Annotated in this window: 11 protein-coding genes; 4 read left to right on the top strand and 7 right to left on the bottom strand. The window is 67.2% G+C overall.

Annotation, left to right across the window (positions count from 1 at the left end; all coding sequences use genetic code 11):
• Window positions 1-25 precede the first annotated feature (25 nt).
• Window positions 26-4141: a DNA-directed RNA polymerase subunit beta gene (rpoB, locus tag ACWIDZ_RS02340; protein ID WP_453988413.1), complete on the bottom strand. Its 4116-nt coding sequence runs from the start codon at window positions 4139-4141 to the stop codon at window positions 26-28.
• Window positions 4142-4462: 321 nt separating this feature from the next.
• Between rpoB and ACWIDZ_RS02345 the strand changes: the two genes are divergently transcribed.
• Window positions 4463-4990, top strand: coding sequence for an FKBP-type peptidyl-prolyl cis-trans isomerase (locus tag ACWIDZ_RS02345; protein ID WP_453988412.1), 528 nt, complete (start codon window positions 4463-4465; stop codon window positions 4988-4990).
• Here the strand turns inward: ACWIDZ_RS02345 and ACWIDZ_RS02350 are convergent.
• Window positions 4987-5925 carry a DUF2268 domain-containing putative Zn-dependent protease gene (locus tag ACWIDZ_RS02350; RefSeq protein WP_453988411.1) on the bottom strand — a complete coding sequence of 313 codons (939 nt, stop codon included), beginning with the start codon at window positions 5923-5925 and terminating at the stop codon, window positions 4987-4989. The two genes, ACWIDZ_RS02345 and ACWIDZ_RS02350, sit on opposite strands and share 4 nt — an antisense overlap.
• 185 nt (window positions 5926-6110) lie before the next feature.
• Between ACWIDZ_RS02350 and ACWIDZ_RS02355 the strand changes: the two genes are divergently transcribed.
• The 3 genes from ACWIDZ_RS02355 to ACWIDZ_RS02365 all read left to right on the top strand — a co-directional run bounded on the left by ACWIDZ_RS02355 (window position 6111) and on the right by ACWIDZ_RS02365 (window position 11475).
• Window positions 6111-8060 (top strand): M61 family metallopeptidase, encoded by a 1950-nt coding sequence (locus tag ACWIDZ_RS02355; RefSeq protein ID WP_453988717.1) that lies wholly within the window; start codon window positions 6111-6113, stop codon window positions 8058-8060.
• Window positions 8061-8243: 183 nt separating this feature from the next.
• Window positions 8244-10241, top strand: coding sequence for a M61 family metallopeptidase (locus ACWIDZ_RS02360; RefSeq protein ID WP_453988410.1), 1998 nt, complete (start codon window positions 8244-8246; stop codon window positions 10239-10241).
• Window positions 10242-10350: 109 nt separating this feature from the next.
• Window positions 10351-11475, top strand: a complete 1125-nt coding sequence (locus tag ACWIDZ_RS02365; protein ID WP_453988409.1) for a Ppx/GppA phosphatase family protein — start codon at window positions 10351-10353, stop codon at window positions 11473-11475.
• Between the two features lie 157 nt (window positions 11476-11632).
• Here the strand turns inward: ACWIDZ_RS02365 and ACWIDZ_RS02370 are convergent, their stop codons facing one another.
• Genes ACWIDZ_RS02370 through gyrA form a run of 5 tightly spaced genes read right to left on the bottom strand, consistent with a single transcriptional unit; the run spans window position 11633 to window position 17522 of the window.
• On the bottom strand, window positions 11633-12517 hold the full coding sequence (locus ACWIDZ_RS02370) for a peptidylprolyl isomerase (RefSeq protein WP_453988408.1): 885 nt from the start codon (window positions 12515-12517) through the stop codon (window positions 11633-11635).
• A gap of 32 nt (window positions 12518-12549) precedes the next feature.
• Complete coding sequence (locus ACWIDZ_RS02375; protein ID WP_453988716.1) at window positions 12550-13371, bottom strand: peptidylprolyl isomerase; 822 nt, start codon at window positions 13369-13371, stop codon at window positions 12550-12552.
• 26 nt (window positions 13372-13397) lie between these two features.
• Window positions 13398-13883 carry a pantetheine-phosphate adenylyltransferase gene (gene coaD / locus ACWIDZ_RS02380; protein WP_291776195.1) on the bottom strand — a complete coding sequence of 162 codons (486 nt, stop codon included), beginning with the start codon at window positions 13881-13883 and terminating at the stop codon, window positions 13398-13400.
• Window positions 13884-13937: 54 nt separating this feature from the next.
• Window positions 13938-14741 carry an aminotransferase class IV gene (locus ACWIDZ_RS02385; RefSeq protein ID WP_453988407.1) on the bottom strand — a complete coding sequence of 268 codons (804 nt, stop codon included), beginning with the start codon at window positions 14739-14741 and terminating at the stop codon, window positions 13938-13940.
• Between the two features lie 6 nt (window positions 14742-14747).
• On the bottom strand, window positions 14748-17522 hold the full coding sequence (gyrA, locus tag ACWIDZ_RS02390; RefSeq protein ID WP_453988405.1) for a DNA gyrase subunit A: 2775 nt from the start codon (window positions 17520-17522) through the stop codon (window positions 14748-14750).
• Window positions 17523-17537 lie beyond the last annotated feature (15 nt).

The raw sequence follows: 17537 nt of genomic DNA on the forward strand, positions 1-17537 counted from the left end.
AGGCGAGGAAGGGCGCTTGATCCGATCAGCTGTTTTCCAGCTCCACGTTCAGGCCCAGCGAGCGCATTTCCTTCACCAGCACGTTGAAGGACTCGGGGATGCCGGCCTCGAAGCTGTCGTCGCCGCGGACGATGGCCTCGTAGACCTTGGTCCGGCCGGCCACGTCGTCCGACTTCACCGTCAGCATTTCCTGCAGGGTGTAGGCGGCGCCGTAAGCTTCCAGAGCCCAGACCTCCATTTCCCCGAAGCGCTGACCGCCGAACTGCGCCTTACCGCCCAGCGGCTGCTGGGTGACGAGCGAGTACGGGCCGATCGAGCGGGCGTGGATCTTGTCGTCGACCAGGTGGTGCAGCTTCAGCATGTACACATAGCCGACCGTGACCGGACGCTTGAACTGCTCGCCGGTTTGACCGTCGTACAGGATCGACTGACCCGAACGATCCAGATCCGCCGATTCCAGCAGGTCCTCGATGTCCGAGATGCGCGCGCCGTCGAAGACCGGAGTCGCGAACGGAACGCCCTTCGACAGGTTCTGAGCCAGTTCGATCAGCTCTTCGTCGCTCTGCGGCAGCGGGGTGTCGGCGCCGTAGATCTGGGTCAGACGCGACACCAGGGCGTCGCGCATGCCGCCGTCCATCCACTGCTCAAGCAAGCCCTTGATCTGCTTGCCCAGGCCAGCGGCGGCCCAACCCAGGTGGGTCTCGAAGATCTGGCCGATGTTCATGCGCGACGGCACGCCCAGCGGGTTCAGAACGATGTCGACGTGGGTGCCGTCGTCCAGGTGCGGCATGTCCTCGATCGGCAGGATCTTGGAGATGACGCCCTTGTTCCCGTGACGGCCGGCCATCTTGTCGCCCGGCTGCAGCTTGCGCTTCACGGCCACGAAGACCTTGACCATCTTCATGACGCCGGGCGGCATCTCGTCGCCGCGCTGCAGCTTCTCGACCTTGTCTTCGAAGCGACGGTCGAGGGCCTTACGGGCGTCCTCGAACTGCTTCTTCATGGCCTCCAGCTCGCCCATCGCCTTCTCGTCATCGAGGGCGACCTGCCACCACAGGCCCTTGGACACTTCGGCCAGCTTCTCTTCGGTGACCTCGCCGCGGCCCATGCCCTTCGGGCCGGACACGGCGGTCTTGCCGAGCAGCAGCGGCTTCACGCGGCCGTAGACGTTGCGCTCAAGGATCTTGAGCTCGTCGTCGCGGTCCTTGCCCAGACGTTCGATCTCGGCGCGCTCAATGGCCATGGCGCGCTCGTCCTTGTCGATGCCGTGGCGGTTGAACACGCGCACGTCGACGATGGTGCCGGCGACGCCGGGCGGCAGGCGCAGCGAGGTGTCGCGCACGTCCGAAGCCTTCTCGCCGAAGATGGCGCGCAGCAGCTTCTCTTCCGGGGTCATCGGGCTTTCGCCCTTCGGCGTCACCTTGCCGACCAGGATGTCGCCCGGCTGGACTTCCGCGCCGATGGCCACGATGCCCGCCTCGTCGAGGTTGCGCAGGGCCTCCTCGCCGACGTTGGGAATGTCGCGGGTGATTTCTTCCGGCCCAAGCTTCGTATCACGCGCCATCACTTCGAACTCTTCGAGGTGGATGGAGGTGAAGATGTCGTCGCGCACGATGCGTTCGGAGATCAGGATGGAGTCTTCGAAGTTGTAGCCGTTCCAGGGCATGTAGGCGACCAGGACGTTGCGCCCCAGAGCCAGTTCGCCCAGGTCCGTCGACGGACCGTCGGCGATCACGTCGCCGGTCTTCACTTCATCGCCCACGCGCACGATCGGGCGCTGGTTGATGCAGGTCGACTGGTTGGAGCGCTGGAACTTCGACAGACGATAGATGTCGACGCCCGAGCGGCCGGCGTCCACTTCGCCCGTGGCGCGCACGACGATACGGGTGCCGTCGATCTGCTCGACCACGCCGTCACGACGGGCGATCACCACAGCGCCGGAGTCCACGGCCACGACCGCTTCCATGCCGGTGCCGACCAGCGGCGCGTCCGACTGCACCAGAGGCACGGCCTGACGTTGCATGTTGGCGCCCATCAGCGCGCGGTTGGCGTCGTCGTTTTCCAGGAAGGGGATCAGGGCGGCGGCGACCGAAACGACCTGCTTCGGCGACACGTCCATCATGTCGACCGTTTCCTTGGTCAGCAGCTGGGAGTCGCCGTTGATACGGCCCGGCACCAGCTCCTCGACGATCTCGCCGTCCTTCAGGTCGATGTTGGCCTGGGCGATGACGTGCTTCGCCTCTTCCATGGCCGAGATGTAGACCACCTCGTCCGTCGCCTTGCCTTCGACCACGCGACGGTACGGGCTTTCGATGAAGCCGTACTTGTTGACGCGGGCGTGGGTGGCCAGGGAGTTGATCAGACCGATGTTCGGGCCTTCCGGCGTTTCGATCGGGCAGATGCGGCCGTAGTGCGTCGGGTGAACGTCGCGGACTTCAAAACCCGCGCGCTCGCGCGTCAGACCGCCCGGGCCAAGCGCCGAGAGGCGGCGCTTGTGGGTGATCTCCGACAGCGGGTTGGTCTGGTCCATGAACTGCGACAGCTGCGACGAGCCGAAGAACTCGCGAACCGCGGCGGCGGCCGGTTTGGCGTTGATCAGGTCGTGCGGCATGACCGTGTCGATATCGACCGAGCTCATGCGCTCCTTGATGGCGCGTTCCATGCGCAGCAGACCGACGCGGTACTGGTTTTCCAGCAGCTCGCCGACCGAACGCACGCGACGGTTGCCCAGGTTGTCGATGTCGTCGATCTCGCCGCGGCCGTCCTTCAGGCCGACCAGGATCTGCAGCACCTTCAGCACGTCGTCCTTCTGCAGGACGCGGATTTCGTCAGAAACCTCAGGGGTTTCCAGACGCATGTTCATCTTCACGCGGCCGACGGCCGACAGGTCGTAGCGCTCGGCGTCGAAGAACAGGGAGTTGAACATGGCCTCGGCCGCTTCCGGCGTCGGCGGCTCGCCCGGGCGCATGACGCGATAGACGTCGAACAGCGCGTCCTCGCGGCCCGTGTTCTTGTCCACGCGCAGGGTGTTGCGCATGTAGGCGCCGACCGTGACGTGGTCGATGTCCAGCACGTCGATGGTGGTGAAGCCGTTGGCTTCCAGCAGCTCGATCGTGGCGGCGTCCAGTTCGTCGCCCGCCTCGGCGTAGATCTCGCCGGTCTGGAAGTTGACGGCGTCCGAAGCCAGATACTTGGTCAGCAGGGCGTCAGCCGCCAGCGACAGCAACTTCAGGCCGCCGTCGGCCAGCTTCTTGGCGGCGCGGGCGCTGATCTTCTGACCGGCCGGGGCGACCACTTCGCCGGTGTCGGCGTCGACCAGGTCGAACTCCGGCTTCACGCCGCGCCAGCGTTCCGGCTTGTAGGGCGTGACCCAGCCTTCGCCGCGCTTCTCGTACGGAACCGTCTCGTAGAAGGTCTTGAGGATCTCTTCCCCGTCCATGCCCAGCGCATAGAGGAAGGTGGTGGCGGGCAGCTTGCGGCGACGATCGATGCGGACGTAGACGATGTCCTTGGCGTCGAACTCAAAGTCCAGCCACGAGCCGCGATACGGGATCACGCGGGCGGCGAACAGCAGCTTGCCCGAGGAGTGGGTCTTGCCCTTGTCGTGGTCGAAGAAGACACCCGGCGAGCGGTGCATCTGCGAGACGATCACGCGCTCGGTGCCGTTGACGATGAAGGTGCCCTTGTCCGTCATGAGCGGGATGTCGCCCATGTAGACGTCCTGCTCCTTGATGTCCTTGACCGAACGGGCGCCCGTTTCTTCCTCGGTCTCGAACACGATCAGGCGCAGCTTGACCTTCAGCGGCGCGGCATAGGTCATGTCGCGCTGGATGCATTCCTCGACGTCGTACTTCGGGTCTTCAAACTCGTAGGAGACGTATTCCAGGACGGCGCGCTCATTGAAGTCCTTGATCGGGAAGACCGACTTGAAGACCGCTTCAATGCCCTCGTCGTTACGCAGACCCGGGCGCGACTCGCGCTGCAGGAACTGCTCATAAGAAGCGCGCTGAACCTCGATCAGGTTCGGCATCTGCACGGCTTCGGGGATGCGCCCGAAGCTGTAGCGAATGCGCTTCTTGCCGGTGAACGACGTGGCGGCAGCGATCTTACCCAAGGCGAGACCGTCGGTGGACTTGGCCATTCTGTTTTCCCAATCGCGGCCCCTTGCGAGGCCCGCTCTCAATGCAGCAGCCACGGCGCGCCGACCGGCGATCCGTGACCGTAAATGTCTCTCGGCGTCCACCCTCGATCCGCGAGCGGATCAGGACGCCTGGATGTATCCGCCCCCTTGGGGAGGGGCGACGCCTTCGCACCGGTCGGAGGGCGACAAACCGGGCCTCGGCGCTTTCGCGCGGGATTCATGGAATCTGCGGAGCGCGCATATATACGCCCTTCTTCGGCGAAATAAAGGCCCTTCACACGCCCAGTCGACAGTTTCGATCAGCGTGATAAGCCTAGCCTTATGAAGCACATCGCCCTGCCCGCTCTCGCCGCCCTATCGCTGTCCCTGTCTCTGGCCGCCTGCGCCTCGACGCCGGATGTCGGCTATCCCGGCCTGCGAGAGGCGGTCGGCCCCGCGACCCAGGAGAACTGGGAGGTCGGCCAGGCCGCCTATCTGATGTGGAACAGCCAGCGTCGCGGCTGGACCTCGACCGAGTCCGGCCTGCAATATCGCCTCGTCAGCAAGGCCAACCCCGAGGACGCGCAACCCACTGCGACCGACAGGGTCAAGGTCCACTATCGCGGCACCTTCATCGACGGGCGCGAGTTCGACAGCTCCTATTCGCGCAACGAGCCGGCGACCTTCCCTCTGAACCGCGTCATCAAGGGCTGGACCGAGGGCGTGGCCCTGATGCGCGAGGGCGAGACCTATGAGTTCGTCATCCCCGCCGACCTGGCCTACGGTTCGCGCTGGATGGGGACGGAAATTCCGGCCAACTCGGCCCTGCGGTTCACGGTCGAACTGCTGGAAGTGAATCCGGCGGGCTAACTCAGGTCCATGCCGGGCCGCCAGCCGCTCGCCGCCATGAACGCCTTGACGTCCGTGATCTGCAGGATCTGCCGCAAGGCTTCGCGTTTGTCCGGCGCGTTCCTGTAATAGGCCTTGGCGATCCGGTAGCCGACCCAGTAGCCGAGGTCCCCCGGCTTCTCAGGCGTCGAATTGTAGACCCAGGCCGACAGGTCGGTCTTGTCCTGATCGGCGACGAAGGCGGTCTCGATCTCGAGTTCGCGACCTCGAGTCTGCGGCGCGAGATAGGCATAGGCCGGCGCGCCGATCATCAGTTCGGTGACGAACTCCGCGACGCCCTCCGCCATCGACACCTCCAGCACCGTAAACTGCTCCTTCTCGGTCAGTTCGGGCGCCTGCTGGGTGTGAACATATTCGTGGATCAGAACCCCCACGAACCGGTCTTCGATATCGGGATTGATGAAGTCGGTGGCGCAGAGCGCCTCCAACCCCACCTGGATTCCATCCACCGGACTGCCGACCGCGACCGGGCGGCCACGGCCGATCACAAAGGTCGCCGACGGAAACTGCGCCTCGGGATATTGATCGATGAAGCGGGCCAGCCCCTCGGCGACCCGCGCACGGACGCGCGGCAGGTGGTCGGCGCAGGCCCGCGCCTCGACATAGATTTCGGGCCGAGCAGCCATGGCGTCCGCCATCCTCGCGCCCGTCACCCTGCGCACCTTCGCCAGGTGCGTCAGACCGGTGGAGCCCTCATCCAGATAAGCCTGAAGCTGATCTGCGGTCGGCCGCCCGGCGGCGCTGTCGTAAAGCGCATAGAAGCGGTCGACGTCGCCGGTCTCGATCACGGGTTCGTGGCGGGCGCGATCAGGCGCCATCTGGGCCGCGCCTGTCGACGATGGCGCCGAGATCGCCAGCACAGCGGCGACGCTCGCCAGAATCCGCTTCCCGTCCATGTGATCTCCCTCGCCTTGTGATGCCGCCGTCACGCTAGTACGCAATCGGAGCCGGCGAAATCCGTCTGCGCGCAGACGACCCAAACATGACGGCGAATTCATCCGCCCACGTCGGGCTTGACCATAGCCTCGACGCGCAGTGATCTGCGGCGTCCTCGCCGCCTTGCCGGAAAGTCCCCCTGATGATGCGTCCCGCCACCCGCCTACTTGTCACCGCCTGCGCCTCCGCCTTGCTGTTCAGCGCCGGTTCGGCTCTGGCGCAGGTCGGCACGCCCGCCCTGCCCGTCGCCCTGGCGCCGATCCCGACAGCCAAGGACGAGGCCTATCCCGGCGTCATCAGGCTGGATGTCGACGCCACCGACATCGACCGCCGCCTGATCCAGGTGCGCCAGACCATTCCCGTCAGCGGCCCCGGCCCGCTGATCCTCTTCTATCCGCAGTGGATTCCCGGTCATCACGGCCCGGTCGGCCCGGTCGCCAACGTCGGCGGCCTGACCTTCACCGCCGACGGACAGCGGCTGGAATGGGTGCGCAACACTGTCCAGCCCTGGGCCTATCAGATCGAAGTTCCCGCCGGCGTCACCGAGGTCCAGGCCGTCTTCCAGTGGCTGACGCCCATCGAGGGCGCCCAGGGCCGCGTCACCGTCACCCCGGAAATGGTCAACGTCCAGTGGGACAAGACCCTGCTGTATCCGGCGGGCTATTACTCGCGCCAGATCACCTTCCAGCCGACGCTGAAACTGCCCCAAGGCTGGAACTACGGCGCCGCTCTGGACACCGTCAGCTTCGAGAACGGCCTGGCGACCTTCGCGCCCATCACGCTGGAGCATCTAGCAGACAGCCCCGTCTTCGCCGGCGCCCACTATCGCCAGATCGACCTGGATCCGGGCGGCCGCTCGCCGGTGCGCCTGAACGTGGTGGCGGACACGGCCAAGATGCTGGAGGCGAGCGACGAGCATATCCAACTGCACCGCAATCTGGTTCAGCAGGCGGACCGTCTGTTCGGCGCGCGCCACTTCAACCACTACGATTTCCTGCTGGCGGTGACGGACAAGCTGGGCGGCATCGGCCTGGAGCACCACCGCTCGTCCGAGAACAGCGCCGATGTGAAGTATTTCACCGATCGCGAGGCGACCCTGGCCGATCGCGACCTGCTGGGTCACGAGTATACCCATAGCTGGAACGGCAAATGGCGCCGCCCGGCCGACCAGCTGACGCCCAATCTGAACGAGCCGCTGCAGAACTCTCTGATGTGGGTCTATGAGGGCCAGACGCAGTATTGGGGTCTGGTCCTGACGGCCCGCGCGGGGCTGATGAGCAAGCAGCAGGCTCTGGACGTGCTGGCCATGACCGCCGCCAGCTTCCAGAACATCCCCGGCCGCCAGTGGCGCGCCATGCAGGACACCACCAACGACCCGATCATCAGCCAGCGCCGCCCCCAGCCGTGGAGCAGCTATCAGCGCAGCGAGGACTATTATCGCGAAGGCTCGCTGATCTGGCTGGACGCCGACACCCTGATCCGCGAGCGCACGGGCGGGAAGAAGTCGCTGGACGACTTCGCCCGCGCCTTCTTCGGCGTCGAGGACGGGAACTGGGACCCGGCCCCTTATACCTTCACCGACGTGACCTCGACGCTGAACGGGGTGCAGACGAACGACTGGGCCGCCTTCCTGCGCGAACGGCTGGACGCGGTCGGCCCCGGCTCGCGCGGCCCGCTCGACGGCATCGAACGGGGCGGCTACCGCCTGGTCTTCAAGGAGGAGCCCTCCGGCTACATGGGCGCCCTGTATAAGGAGCTGGGCCGCAACGACTTCACCTATTCGCTCGGCTTCATGATGAACGGGTCGAACAAAATCACCTCGGTCCTGTGGGGCGGCCCGGCGTTCGAACAGGGCCTGACCTCGGGCTGGGAAGTCGTCGCCGTCGGAGGCCGCGCGGCCTCAGCCGATGTGCTGAAGGAGGCGGTCACCGCCGCCAAGGGCACGTCCGAGCCGATCGAGCTGATCCTCAAGAACGGCGACGCCTTCAAGACGGTGCGCTTCGACTACCACGACGGCCTGCGCTACCCGCACCTGGAGCGGATCGAGGGGACGCCCGACCGGCTGGGCGACATCCTAAGCGCGCGTCGTCGATAGAGAACACCGTCAAAACCGCCTTCTCCCCTCGGGGGAGAAGGTGGCTCGCGGAGCGAGACGGATGAGGGGAGCGTCCGCTTCGCGCGCCTCCGTCAGCCGTTCTGCCTGCTGAAACCGCCCCCTCATCCGAGCGGCTCCGCCGCCCACCTTCTCCCCCGAGGGGAGAAGGGTTACGAGAACAATATGACCCTGACTCGACGCCTGCCCGCCGCCGCCCTCGCCCTGCTGCTGACCTCGGCCGCCTCGACCGCCCTCGCCCAGGACTGGACCGGACCGCTGGCGCCCGCCGCGCCGACGCCGCAGAACACGCCCCTGGCCCTGCCCCGCGCCCTGCCGCCGATCCCGGCGCCGACGGCCGAGGCCTATCCCGGCGTCATCCGCTATGAGGTCGACGCCACCGACGTCGAGAAGAAGATCGTCCGCGTGCGCCAGACCATTCCGGTCACGCCCGGCCCTCTGGTCCTGCTCTATCCGAAATTCCTGCCCGGCAACCACGCCGCCACCGGCCCGATCCAGTTGCTCTCCGGCGTCACCGTCCAAGGCGGCGGACAGCGCATCGACTGGCTGCGCGACACCATCGATCCCTACGCCTTCCACATCGAGGTGCCGCAGGGCGTCAGCGAGATCACCGTCGACTTCCAGTGGCTGACCCAGCCGGACAACTCGGCCTGGCGCGTCGTCATGACCCCCGAAATGGTCAATCTGCAGTGGGAGAAGGCCCTGCTCTATCCGGCGGGCTACCGCTCGACCGGCATCACCTTCGCCCCGTCGATCCGCCTGCCGCAGGGCTGGAAATACGGCGTCGCCCTCGACACCGAAAGCTTCGTCGATGGCCTGGCGACCTTTGCGCCGACTGACCTCTACACCCTGATCGACAGCCCCCTGTTCGGCGGCGCCCACTTCCAGCGCATCGCCATCGACCCGCGCCGGGGGAACGGCGAAGGCGCCGTCCACCTGAACATCGTCGCCGATACGGCCAAGGACCTCGCCCCCACGGCCGAGCAACTGGGCTGGTTCGAAAATCTGGTGACGCAGACCGACCGTCTGTTCGGCGCCCGCCCCTATGACCGCTACGACTTCCTGCTGGCGGCGACGGCCAAGCTGGGCGGCATCGGGCTGGAGCATCACCGCTCGTCCGAGAACTCGGTCCCGGCCGATTTCTTCACCAACTGGGGCAAGAGCCTGGGCGCCGTCGGCCTTCTGCCGCACGAGTTCACCCACGCCTGGAACGGCAAGCGCCAGCGCCCCGCCGACGAACTGACGGCCAACCACAACATACCGACCCAGAACACCCTTCTGTGGGTCTATGAGGGCCAGACGGAATACTGGGGCGACGTGCTGACGGCGCGCTCGGGGCTGGCCTCCAAGACCGACATCCTGACCAGCTTCGCCGAGGTCGCGGCCTTCTACGACAACCAACCCGGACGCGAATGGCGTCCGCTGCAGGATACGAACAACCACAACCTGCTCGGCTATCGCACCTCGAACCCCTATTCCTCGTGGATGCGCGGCACCGGCGACTACTACCGAGAGGCCCTGCTGATCTGGCTGGACGCCGACACCCTGATCCGCGAGGCGACCGACGGGAAGAAGTCGCTGGACGACTTCGCCAAGGGCTTCTTCGGCGGCGACGACGGCTCCTGGGCCCCGCGCGGCTATGTGTTCGAGGACGTGGTCGCAGGCCTGAACGCCGTCCATCCGCACGACTGGGCGACTTTCCTGCGCACGCGCCTCGACGCCAACGGGCCGGACGCCAAGGCCCCGCTGGACGGGCTGGCGCGCGGCGGCTACCGCCTGACCTACACCGACAGCCTGACCGCCGAGGAGAAGCGCATCCAGTCGGGCTGGGCCAACGACTTCCAGTATTCCCTGGGCTTCACCCTGTCCTCGTCGAACAGGCTGACGGGCGTCCGCTGGGGCGGCCGCGCCTTCGAGGCCGACATCGGACCGGGCTGGGAGCTGGTCGCCGTCAACGACGTCGCCGCCTCGGCCGAAAAACTGCGCGACGCCGTCACGGCCGCCAAGGGAGCCGACGCGCCGATCCGCCTGCTGCTCAAGAACGCAGACCGCTATCGCACCGTCGACTTCGACTATCACGACGGGCTGCGCTACCCGCGGCTTGAGCGGATTCCGGGCACGCCGGATCGGCTGGGCGACATCCTCAGTCCACGCCGCCGCTAGGAGTCTCAAGGACGGCCCTCGCACATCACGGCTTGGCGCAACAGGCCAGTGCGGTTTAACCTGTTCCGGACGGGCGCCGCTTCGGACCGCCCACATGAGAACTCGGCCCATGCCGGAGACCCCTGGCGCGCCCGGACGGCGCGACACGCGGTCCCTGCCTCGAAGGCCCCGCAACAGCGGGCCTTTCGATCGAGAATCGCCCCTCTACGGCGCGCTCGACCTGGGGACCAATAATTGCCGCCTGCTGATCGCGCGCCCGTCGCGTGACGGCTTTCGCGTGGTGGATTCCTTCAGCCGCATCGTGCGCCTGGGCGAGAGCCTGTCGCGCACCGGTCGTCTGGACGATCGGGCGATGGACCGGGCCTATGACGCCCTGGCCTTGTGCGCCGAACGCCTGGTGCGCAAGGGCGTCGACCCCAAGCGCCTGACCGCCGTCGCCACCCAGGCCTGCCGCATGGCCGAGAACGGCCCCGCTTTCGTCGAGCGTGTGCGACACGGCACCGGCCTGCGGCTCAGGATCATCGATCCGGCCGAAGAGGCCGCCCTGTCGGTGGCGGGCTGCCTCAACCTGTTCGACCCCCGCGCCGAGGCGGTGCTGGTGATCGACGTGGGCGGCGGCTCGACCGAACTGTCCTGGCTGATGAAGGGGCCGCGCGGCTTCGAGACCGCAGCCTGGATGTCGGCGCCGCTGGGCGTGGTCAGCCTGGCCGAACGCCACCCCGAGCCGGAGGGCAGCCCGCCCGAATGGTACGAGGCCATGGTCGCCGACTTCGGCGCCGCCATCGCTGCGGGCGGCCCCGAAGGCCCCGACTTCCTGACGCGCGTCGGCGCCGGGCGCGGCCATATGGTCGGCACCTCGGGCGCCATCACCAGCCTGGCCGGGATCCACCTGGGTCTGAGGCGGTATCAGCGCGATCTGGTCGACGGTCTGTGGATGACGCGCGGCGACTGCGAAAAGGCCGCCGACCGCCTGATCGCCCTCGGTCCCGCCGGACGCGCGGCGGAAAGCTGCATCGGACCGGACCGCGCTGATCTGGTTCTGGCCGGCGCGGCGATTCTGGAAGCCGTACAGCGCGCCTGGCCGTGCGAACGGGTGCGCGTGGCCGACCGCGGCCTGCGCGAAGGCCTGTTGTTGCAAAAGATGCGCGAAGACCGTCAGCCGAAGCCGCGCCGACGGCGCCGACGCAAGCGCGCCGCAGGGAGCGGCGGCGGAAGCCCTGGCGGCGACCAGTAATCGCACTTCTCCCCTTGCGGGAGAAGGTGGCCCGTAGGGCCGGATGAGGGGTCTCGCCACGCCTTATGCTGACGATGGGTTGAGCGTCCAACAACCCCTCATCCGTCAGGCTGCGCCTGCCACCTTCTCCCACAAGGGGAGACGGACTTTGAAGCGACTAATTCACCTCGACCGGCAGTTCGATGTCGCACGCCGAGAAGTCGGCTCCCCGCGCCGCCCGCGTGTCTTCGACCAGGGCGCGGAACGGCGCGCTGCTCGTGCTCAAGACACGCACCGTCGGGCGCTCGCCCTCGGGCAGGTCGCCCGCCACGCGCACGCGCGTCATGCGATCCGGATCGGTGACGATTCCGTCCGGGTTCGGACTGAACTTGAGGGCGCGCACGACGTCGAGGCCGGACACCACCCGCCCCCAGACGGTGTAGCGCTTGTCCAGCGCCGGATAGGGATGGCGCATCAGGAAGAACTGGCTGTTGGCGCTGTCGGGCGCGTCATCGCGCGCCATGCCCGCGACGCCGGGGCAATACAGACCCCAGGCGTGCACCTTGCGGTCAGGCGTCGTCGCCATCACGGCGTCCGGCTGGGTCTGGACCGGCAGGGACTGGACGAAGCCGATCAGGGCGCCCGCCGGGGCGGCCACGGCGACGAAGGGCGTCTGCGCGTCGCGGCGGAAGGTGAACTCGGCCTTCAGATCGGGATGCCAGCTCTGGCCTTCGCCGGTGCCGAGAGGATCTCCCGTCTGGGCCATGAAGCCGTCGATGACACGGTGCCAGGGCAGGCCGTCATAGAAGCCCGCCTTGGCCAGCAGGCGTATGCGGGCTACGTGGCCGGGCGCCGCCTCGGGAGTCATCTCGACCAGGATGCGGCCCTTGTTGGTGTCGATGACCAGAAGATTGTCGGGCGCCGCCGTGCGCCAGTCGTCAGCGGCGATCGCTGGAGCCGCCTCACTGGGCGACGGCGTCGTGTCCTGAGCCGAAGCCGGCGTCACGCCCGCCAGAAGCGCAGCCGCCAGGGCCGCGCCGGTGATCCGAAATCCCTGCCTCATGCCTCGCCCCTCCCCGGCGCGACGCGCGACGCTCAGCCGCCTTGCACGGGCGGCTGGACGTCGCAGATGTTGAAGGATGCGCCCTTCTCAGCCCTCGCCGCCTCGACGGCGGCGTTGAACGGGGCAGAACCGGGCACGGCCACGCGGATCGTCGGACGCTCGGCCTCCGGCATGGCCGAGGCCAGACGCGCCCGCGTCATGACGTCGGCGTCGGGGCCGACGGCGCCGTCCTGGGCCTCGTCGCCCGCCTTCAGCGCGCGCACGACATCCAGGCCCTGCACCACCCGGCCGAACACCGTGTAGCCGCCGTTCAGATTATCGTTCTGGCCCGTCATCAGGAAGAACTGGCTGTTGGCGCTGTCGGGTGAACCGGCGCGCGCCATGCCCGCCACGCCGGGACAGAACAGCCCTTGCGCCGAAGTCTTGAAGTCCGCCGTGACGAACATCTGGGCGTCCGGCTGGGTCACGATGGGGATGGAGCCCATGACGCCGCGCAGGCCCGCGCCGCTGTTCTCGACCGGGGCGAAGCCGCTGTCGCGGCCGCGCCGGAAGGTGAACTCGCCCTTCAGGTCCGGCAGTTCGCTGCCGCCGGCCCCGGTGCCCTGGGGATCGCCGGTCTGAGCCATGAAGTTCGGGATGACCCGGTGGAATTTCAGCCCGTCATAGAACCCCTGGTTGGTCAGGGTGCGGATGCGCTCGATGTGGTTCGGCGCCACGCGCGGCTCCAACTCCACCAGCACGCGCCCCTTGGCCGTGTCGATCACCCACAGATTTTCGGACGATACGGTGCGCCAGTCGCCCGACTGGGCCATCGCTCCACCGGCCAGCAGCGCGGTCGCCGCCGCCAGCGTCATCACAGACTTGATCTTCAAACCCGACCTCAACCCTTCTTGACCTTGGCCAACACGCTCGCAGCGACCGCCGGGCTGACGAAGCTGTCGATCCGGCCGTCCAGCCGGGCGATTTCCTTCACCAGTCGCGAGGCGATGGCCTGATGCCGCGGATCGGCCATCAGAAACACCGTCTCTATGTCGCTGTTGAGGCGCTGATTCATCGCCGTCATCTGGAACTCATACTCGAAATCGGCGACGGCGCGCAGGCCGCGCACGATGACGCTGGCGTCCAGTTCCTCGGCGAAGTGCATCAGAAGGCTGGAAAACGGCCGCACCTCGATGTCCGCGTTGAAGCGCGCGACCTCGGCCTTGATCATCTCAACCCGCTCGGCGGTGGAGAAGAGCGGGCCCTTGTCGTCGTTCTGGGCCACGCCGATGACCAGGCGGTCCACCAGCTTGACCGCCCGCCCGATGATATCGAGATGGCCGTTGGTCACCGGGTCGAAGGTGCCCGGATAAAGTCCGATACGCATGGCCGGCGGCCTCCCCATCGTTTGGGTCCGTTTAGCAGGTGCGAAATGAACGGCCTAGATTTTCTGACGCGGCTGTGATCGCCAATGCTCGCCGATACGCTGAATTACGCCCGGCGAACCGGGGAAGTCATAGGCGTCGACGGCCACGATTTCCGCAGCCGGCGTGGCGCTGTTGCACAAAAAGGCGGCGTCGAAGCGAGACAAGTCCGACAGGCGCACGACCTCGGTCCGCTGCGGCGATCCGGCGCGGTCCAGCGCCTCGCGGATCAGGGCCTGGGCCACGCCGTCCAGCATGGACGCATCCGGCCAGACCACCGCATCCCCCTCGATGAAGCCGATATTCCACAGCGAGCCTTCGGAAATCCGGCCCGCTTGGTCCGTAAACAGGGCGTCGTCGTAACCCGCCAGCCGCGCCCGGCGCCGCGCGCGCAACAGGCCCATCGTGGCGACGTGCTTCAGATGCGGCGCCTCGCGGGCATAGGTCTGGCTTTGCAGGCGCACCCCGTCCGGCAGGGGCGATGGCGGCGCCGAGACGCTGATCATCGCCTGCGGCGCGCCGATCCAGTCCGGTTGGCGCAGGGACAGTTCGCTGGAGAACAGGCTGATGCGCAGCCAGGCCTCGGTCCGTCCGGCCAGAGCCGTCCGCATCTGATCGCGCAGGCGATTTTCCGCCACAGCCTCGCCGAACAGTTCGATCGCCGAACGGTTCAGACGCTCCAGATGCAGGTCCAGCCCGCGCACCCCGCCGCCTTCCACGCGGAAGGAGGTCAGGGCGCCGTAGTTGAACAGGGCCTGACGGCCCAGATCCTCAAGGCCGGCTGGACGGCCGTCGATCCAGAGCTCAGGAGCGACGGCCATGCAGGATCAGCTCTCGCCGCCCTCGACCGCCGGGGCGTCGCCCGCGTCGCCGTCTTCATCGTCGCCGCCGGAATCGGCCAGACGCTCGACCGAAACGACCTTCTCGTCCTTGCCGGTGCGGAAGATGGTCACGCCTTGGCTGGAGCGGCCGACGATGCGGACCTGGCTGACCGGGGTGCGGATCATCTGGCCGCCGTCGGTGACCAGCATCAGGTCGTCCGACTCCTCGACCGGGAAGGCGGCGGCCAGACGCGTGCCCGCGCGACCGCCCAGGCCATGGGCCGTCAGCCCCTGCCCGCCACGACCCGTGCGTCGGTACTCATAAGCCGAGGAGCGCTTGCCGAAGCCGGTTTCCGTGACCGTCAGGATGAACTGCTCGGCCGCGCCCAATGCCGCGATACGCTCGGGCGAGATCGGGGCGTCGCCGGCCTCTTCATCGTCCGCCTCGACCGTGACGGCTTCGTCTTCTGCGTCGGCCCCTGCCAGCGCCTTGCGCATGGCGTTGGCGTGCTTGACATAGGCGGCCCGCTCCTCCGGCGACGCATCCACCCGGCCAAGAATGGCCATGGAGATGACCTGGTCCCCGTCCTGCAGGCGGATGCCGCGCACGCCGGTGGAGTCGCGGCCCTTGAACACGCGCACGTCGTCGGCCTTGAAGCGGATGGCCCGGCCCAGCGCCGTGGTCAGCAGCACGTCGTCCTCGGCCGTGCACAGGCCCACGCCGACCATGCCGTCGCCGTCTTCCAGCTTCATGGCGATCTTGCCCGCGCGGTTCACCGTGGCGAAGTCGCTGAGCTTGTTGCGGCGCACGTCGCCCGACTTGGTGGCGAACATGATGTCGTAGTCGCCCCAGGTCGCCTCATCTTCAGGCAGGGGCAGCACGTTCATGATGCTGTCGCCCGGCTCGATCGGCAGCAGGTTGACGAAGGCCTTGCCGCGCGATTGCGGATTGCCCAGCGGCAGGCGCCAGGTCTTGAGCTTGTAGGCCTTGCCGTTGGTGGCGAAGAACAGGACCGGCGTGTGGGTCGAGGCGCTGAACACGCCGGTGATGGCGTCCTCGTCCTTCATCGACATGCCGCTACGGCCCTTGCCGCCGCGATGCTGGGTCCGATAGGCGTTCAGCGCCACCCGCTTGACGTAGCCGCCGTGGGTGACGGTCACGACCATGTCCTCGCGCGGGATCAGGTCCTCGTCCTCCATCTCGGCGTCGCCTTCGCCGATGAGGGTGCGGCGGTCCACGCCGAACTGCTCCCTGACCAGCAGCAGGTCTTCGCGGATGATGGCCAGGACATTGGCGCGGTCCGACAGGATGGTCAGATGTCCCTGGATGGTGTCGGCCAGGCTGCGCGCCTCGCCGAAGATATCGTCGCGGCCCAGACCCGTTAGACGCGACAGCGTCAGGGCCAGGATGGCGCGGGCCTGTTCGTCGGTCAGGCGGATCTTGTCGCCCTCCACCAGCACGGTGCGCGGGTCGGCGATCAGCTCGACCAGGGCCATCATGTCCCCGACCGGCCAGGCCTTGGCCTGCAGGCGTTCGCGCGCCTCGGCCGGGTCGGCCGAGCTGCGGATGATGTGGATCACCTCGTCGATGTTGGCGACGGCGACGGCCAGACCGACCAGGACGTGGCCGCGATCGCGGGCCTTGGCCAGTTCGAATTTGACCCGGCGGACCACCACCTCCTCGCGGAAGTCGAGGAAGGCCTCCAGCAGGGCGCGCAGGCCCATCTGCTCGGGCCGTCCGTGGTTCAGCGCCAGCATGTTGACGCCGAATGAGGATTGCAGCGCCGTATAGCGATACAGCTGGTTCAGGATCACATCGCCCGAGGCGTCGCGCTTCAGCTCGATGACGATGCGCATGCCCAGGCGGTCGGACTCGTCGCGGACGTCGGCGATGCCTTCCAGACGCTTCTCACGCACCATTTCAGCGATGCGCTCGATCAGGGTCTGCTTGTTCACCTGATAGGGCAGTTCGGTGATGATGATGGCGTCGCGATCCTTGCGGATCTCCTCGACCGAGGCCTTGCCGCGCACGATGACCGAGCCGCGCCCGTCGCGCAGCGCGTTGCGCGGGGCCGTACGACCCATGATCTCGCCGCCCGTGGGGAAGTCCGGTCCCGGCACGATGTCCAGCAGGGCCTCGTCCGACACGTTCGGATCGTCCAGCAGGGCGACCGAGGCGTCGATCACTTCACGCAGGTTGTGCGGCGGGATGTTGGTCGCCATGCCGACGGCGATGCCGCCCGCGCCGTTGACCAGAAGGTTCGGAATCCGCGCCGGCAGGACGACGGGCTCCAGCTCCTTCTCGTCGTAGTTCGGCTGGAAGTCGACCGTGTCCTTCTCGATATCGGTCAACAGGGCCACGGCGGCCGGGGCCATCTTGGCCTCGGTGTAACGCATCGAGGCGGGCATATCGCCGTCGACCGAGCCGAAGTTGCCCTGGCCGTCGACCAGCATCAGACCCATGGAGAAGTCCTGGGCCATGCGGACCAGGGCCATGTAGACCGAGGCGTCGCCGTGCGGGTGGAACCGGCCCAGCACGTCGCCGACCACGCGGGCGCACTTCGAATAGGCGCGCTCCGGCGTCATGTTCAGGTCGTGCATCGAATACAGGATGCGACGATGCACCGGCTTCAGGCCGTCGCGCGCGTCCGGCAGGGCGCGGCTGACGATCACGCTCATGGCGTAGTCGAGGTAGGAGCGTTTCAGCTCATCCTCGATGGTGATGGTCGAAATATCGCCCGGCGCCGAGGGGGCGGCGTTATGATAGCTGTCGTCGGTCAATGAAATCAGGCTTTA

This window comes from Brevundimonas sp. NPDC055311 (genome assembly GCF_053645695.1).

What these genes read in the sequence shown, in the direction of transcription:
- ACWIDZ_RS02345 (WP_453988412.1), top strand. Translation starts at nt 4,463, where the DNA reads ATGAAGCACATCGCCCTGCCCGCTCTCGCCGCCCTATCGCTGTCCCTG.
- ACWIDZ_RS02370 (WP_453988408.1), bottom strand. Translation starts at nt 12,517, where the DNA reads ATGAGGCAGGGATTTCGGATCACCGGCGCGGCCCTGGCGGCTGCGCTT.
- ACWIDZ_RS02365 (WP_453988409.1), top strand. Translation starts at nt 10,351, where the DNA reads ATGCCGGAGACCCCTGGCGCGCCCGGACGGCGCGACACGCGGTCCCTG.
- ACWIDZ_RS02360 (WP_453988410.1), top strand. Translation starts at nt 8,244, where the DNA reads ATGACCCTGACTCGACGCCTGCCCGCCGCCGCCCTCGCCCTGCTGCTG.
- rpoB (WP_453988413.1), bottom strand. Translation starts at nt 4,141, where the DNA reads ATGGCCAAGTCCACCGACGGTCTCGCCTTGGGTAAGATCGCTGCCGCC.
- ACWIDZ_RS02385 (WP_453988407.1), bottom strand. Translation starts at nt 14,741, where the DNA reads ATGGCCGTCGCTCCTGAGCTCTGGATCGACGGCCGTCCAGCCGGCCTT.
- ACWIDZ_RS02355 (WP_453988717.1), top strand. Translation starts at nt 6,111, where the DNA reads ATGCGTCCCGCCACCCGCCTACTTGTCACCGCCTGCGCCTCCGCCTTG.
- ACWIDZ_RS02350 (WP_453988411.1), bottom strand. Translation starts at nt 5,925, where the DNA reads ATGGACGGGAAGCGGATTCTGGCGAGCGTCGCCGCTGTGCTGGCGATC.
- ACWIDZ_RS02375 (WP_453988716.1), bottom strand. Translation starts at nt 13,371, where the DNA reads ATGACGCTGGCGGCGGCGACCGCGCTGCTGGCCGGTGGAGCGATGGCC.
- coaD (WP_291776195.1), bottom strand. Translation starts at nt 13,883, where the DNA reads ATGCGTATCGGACTTTATCCGGGCACCTTCGACCCGGTGACCAACGGC.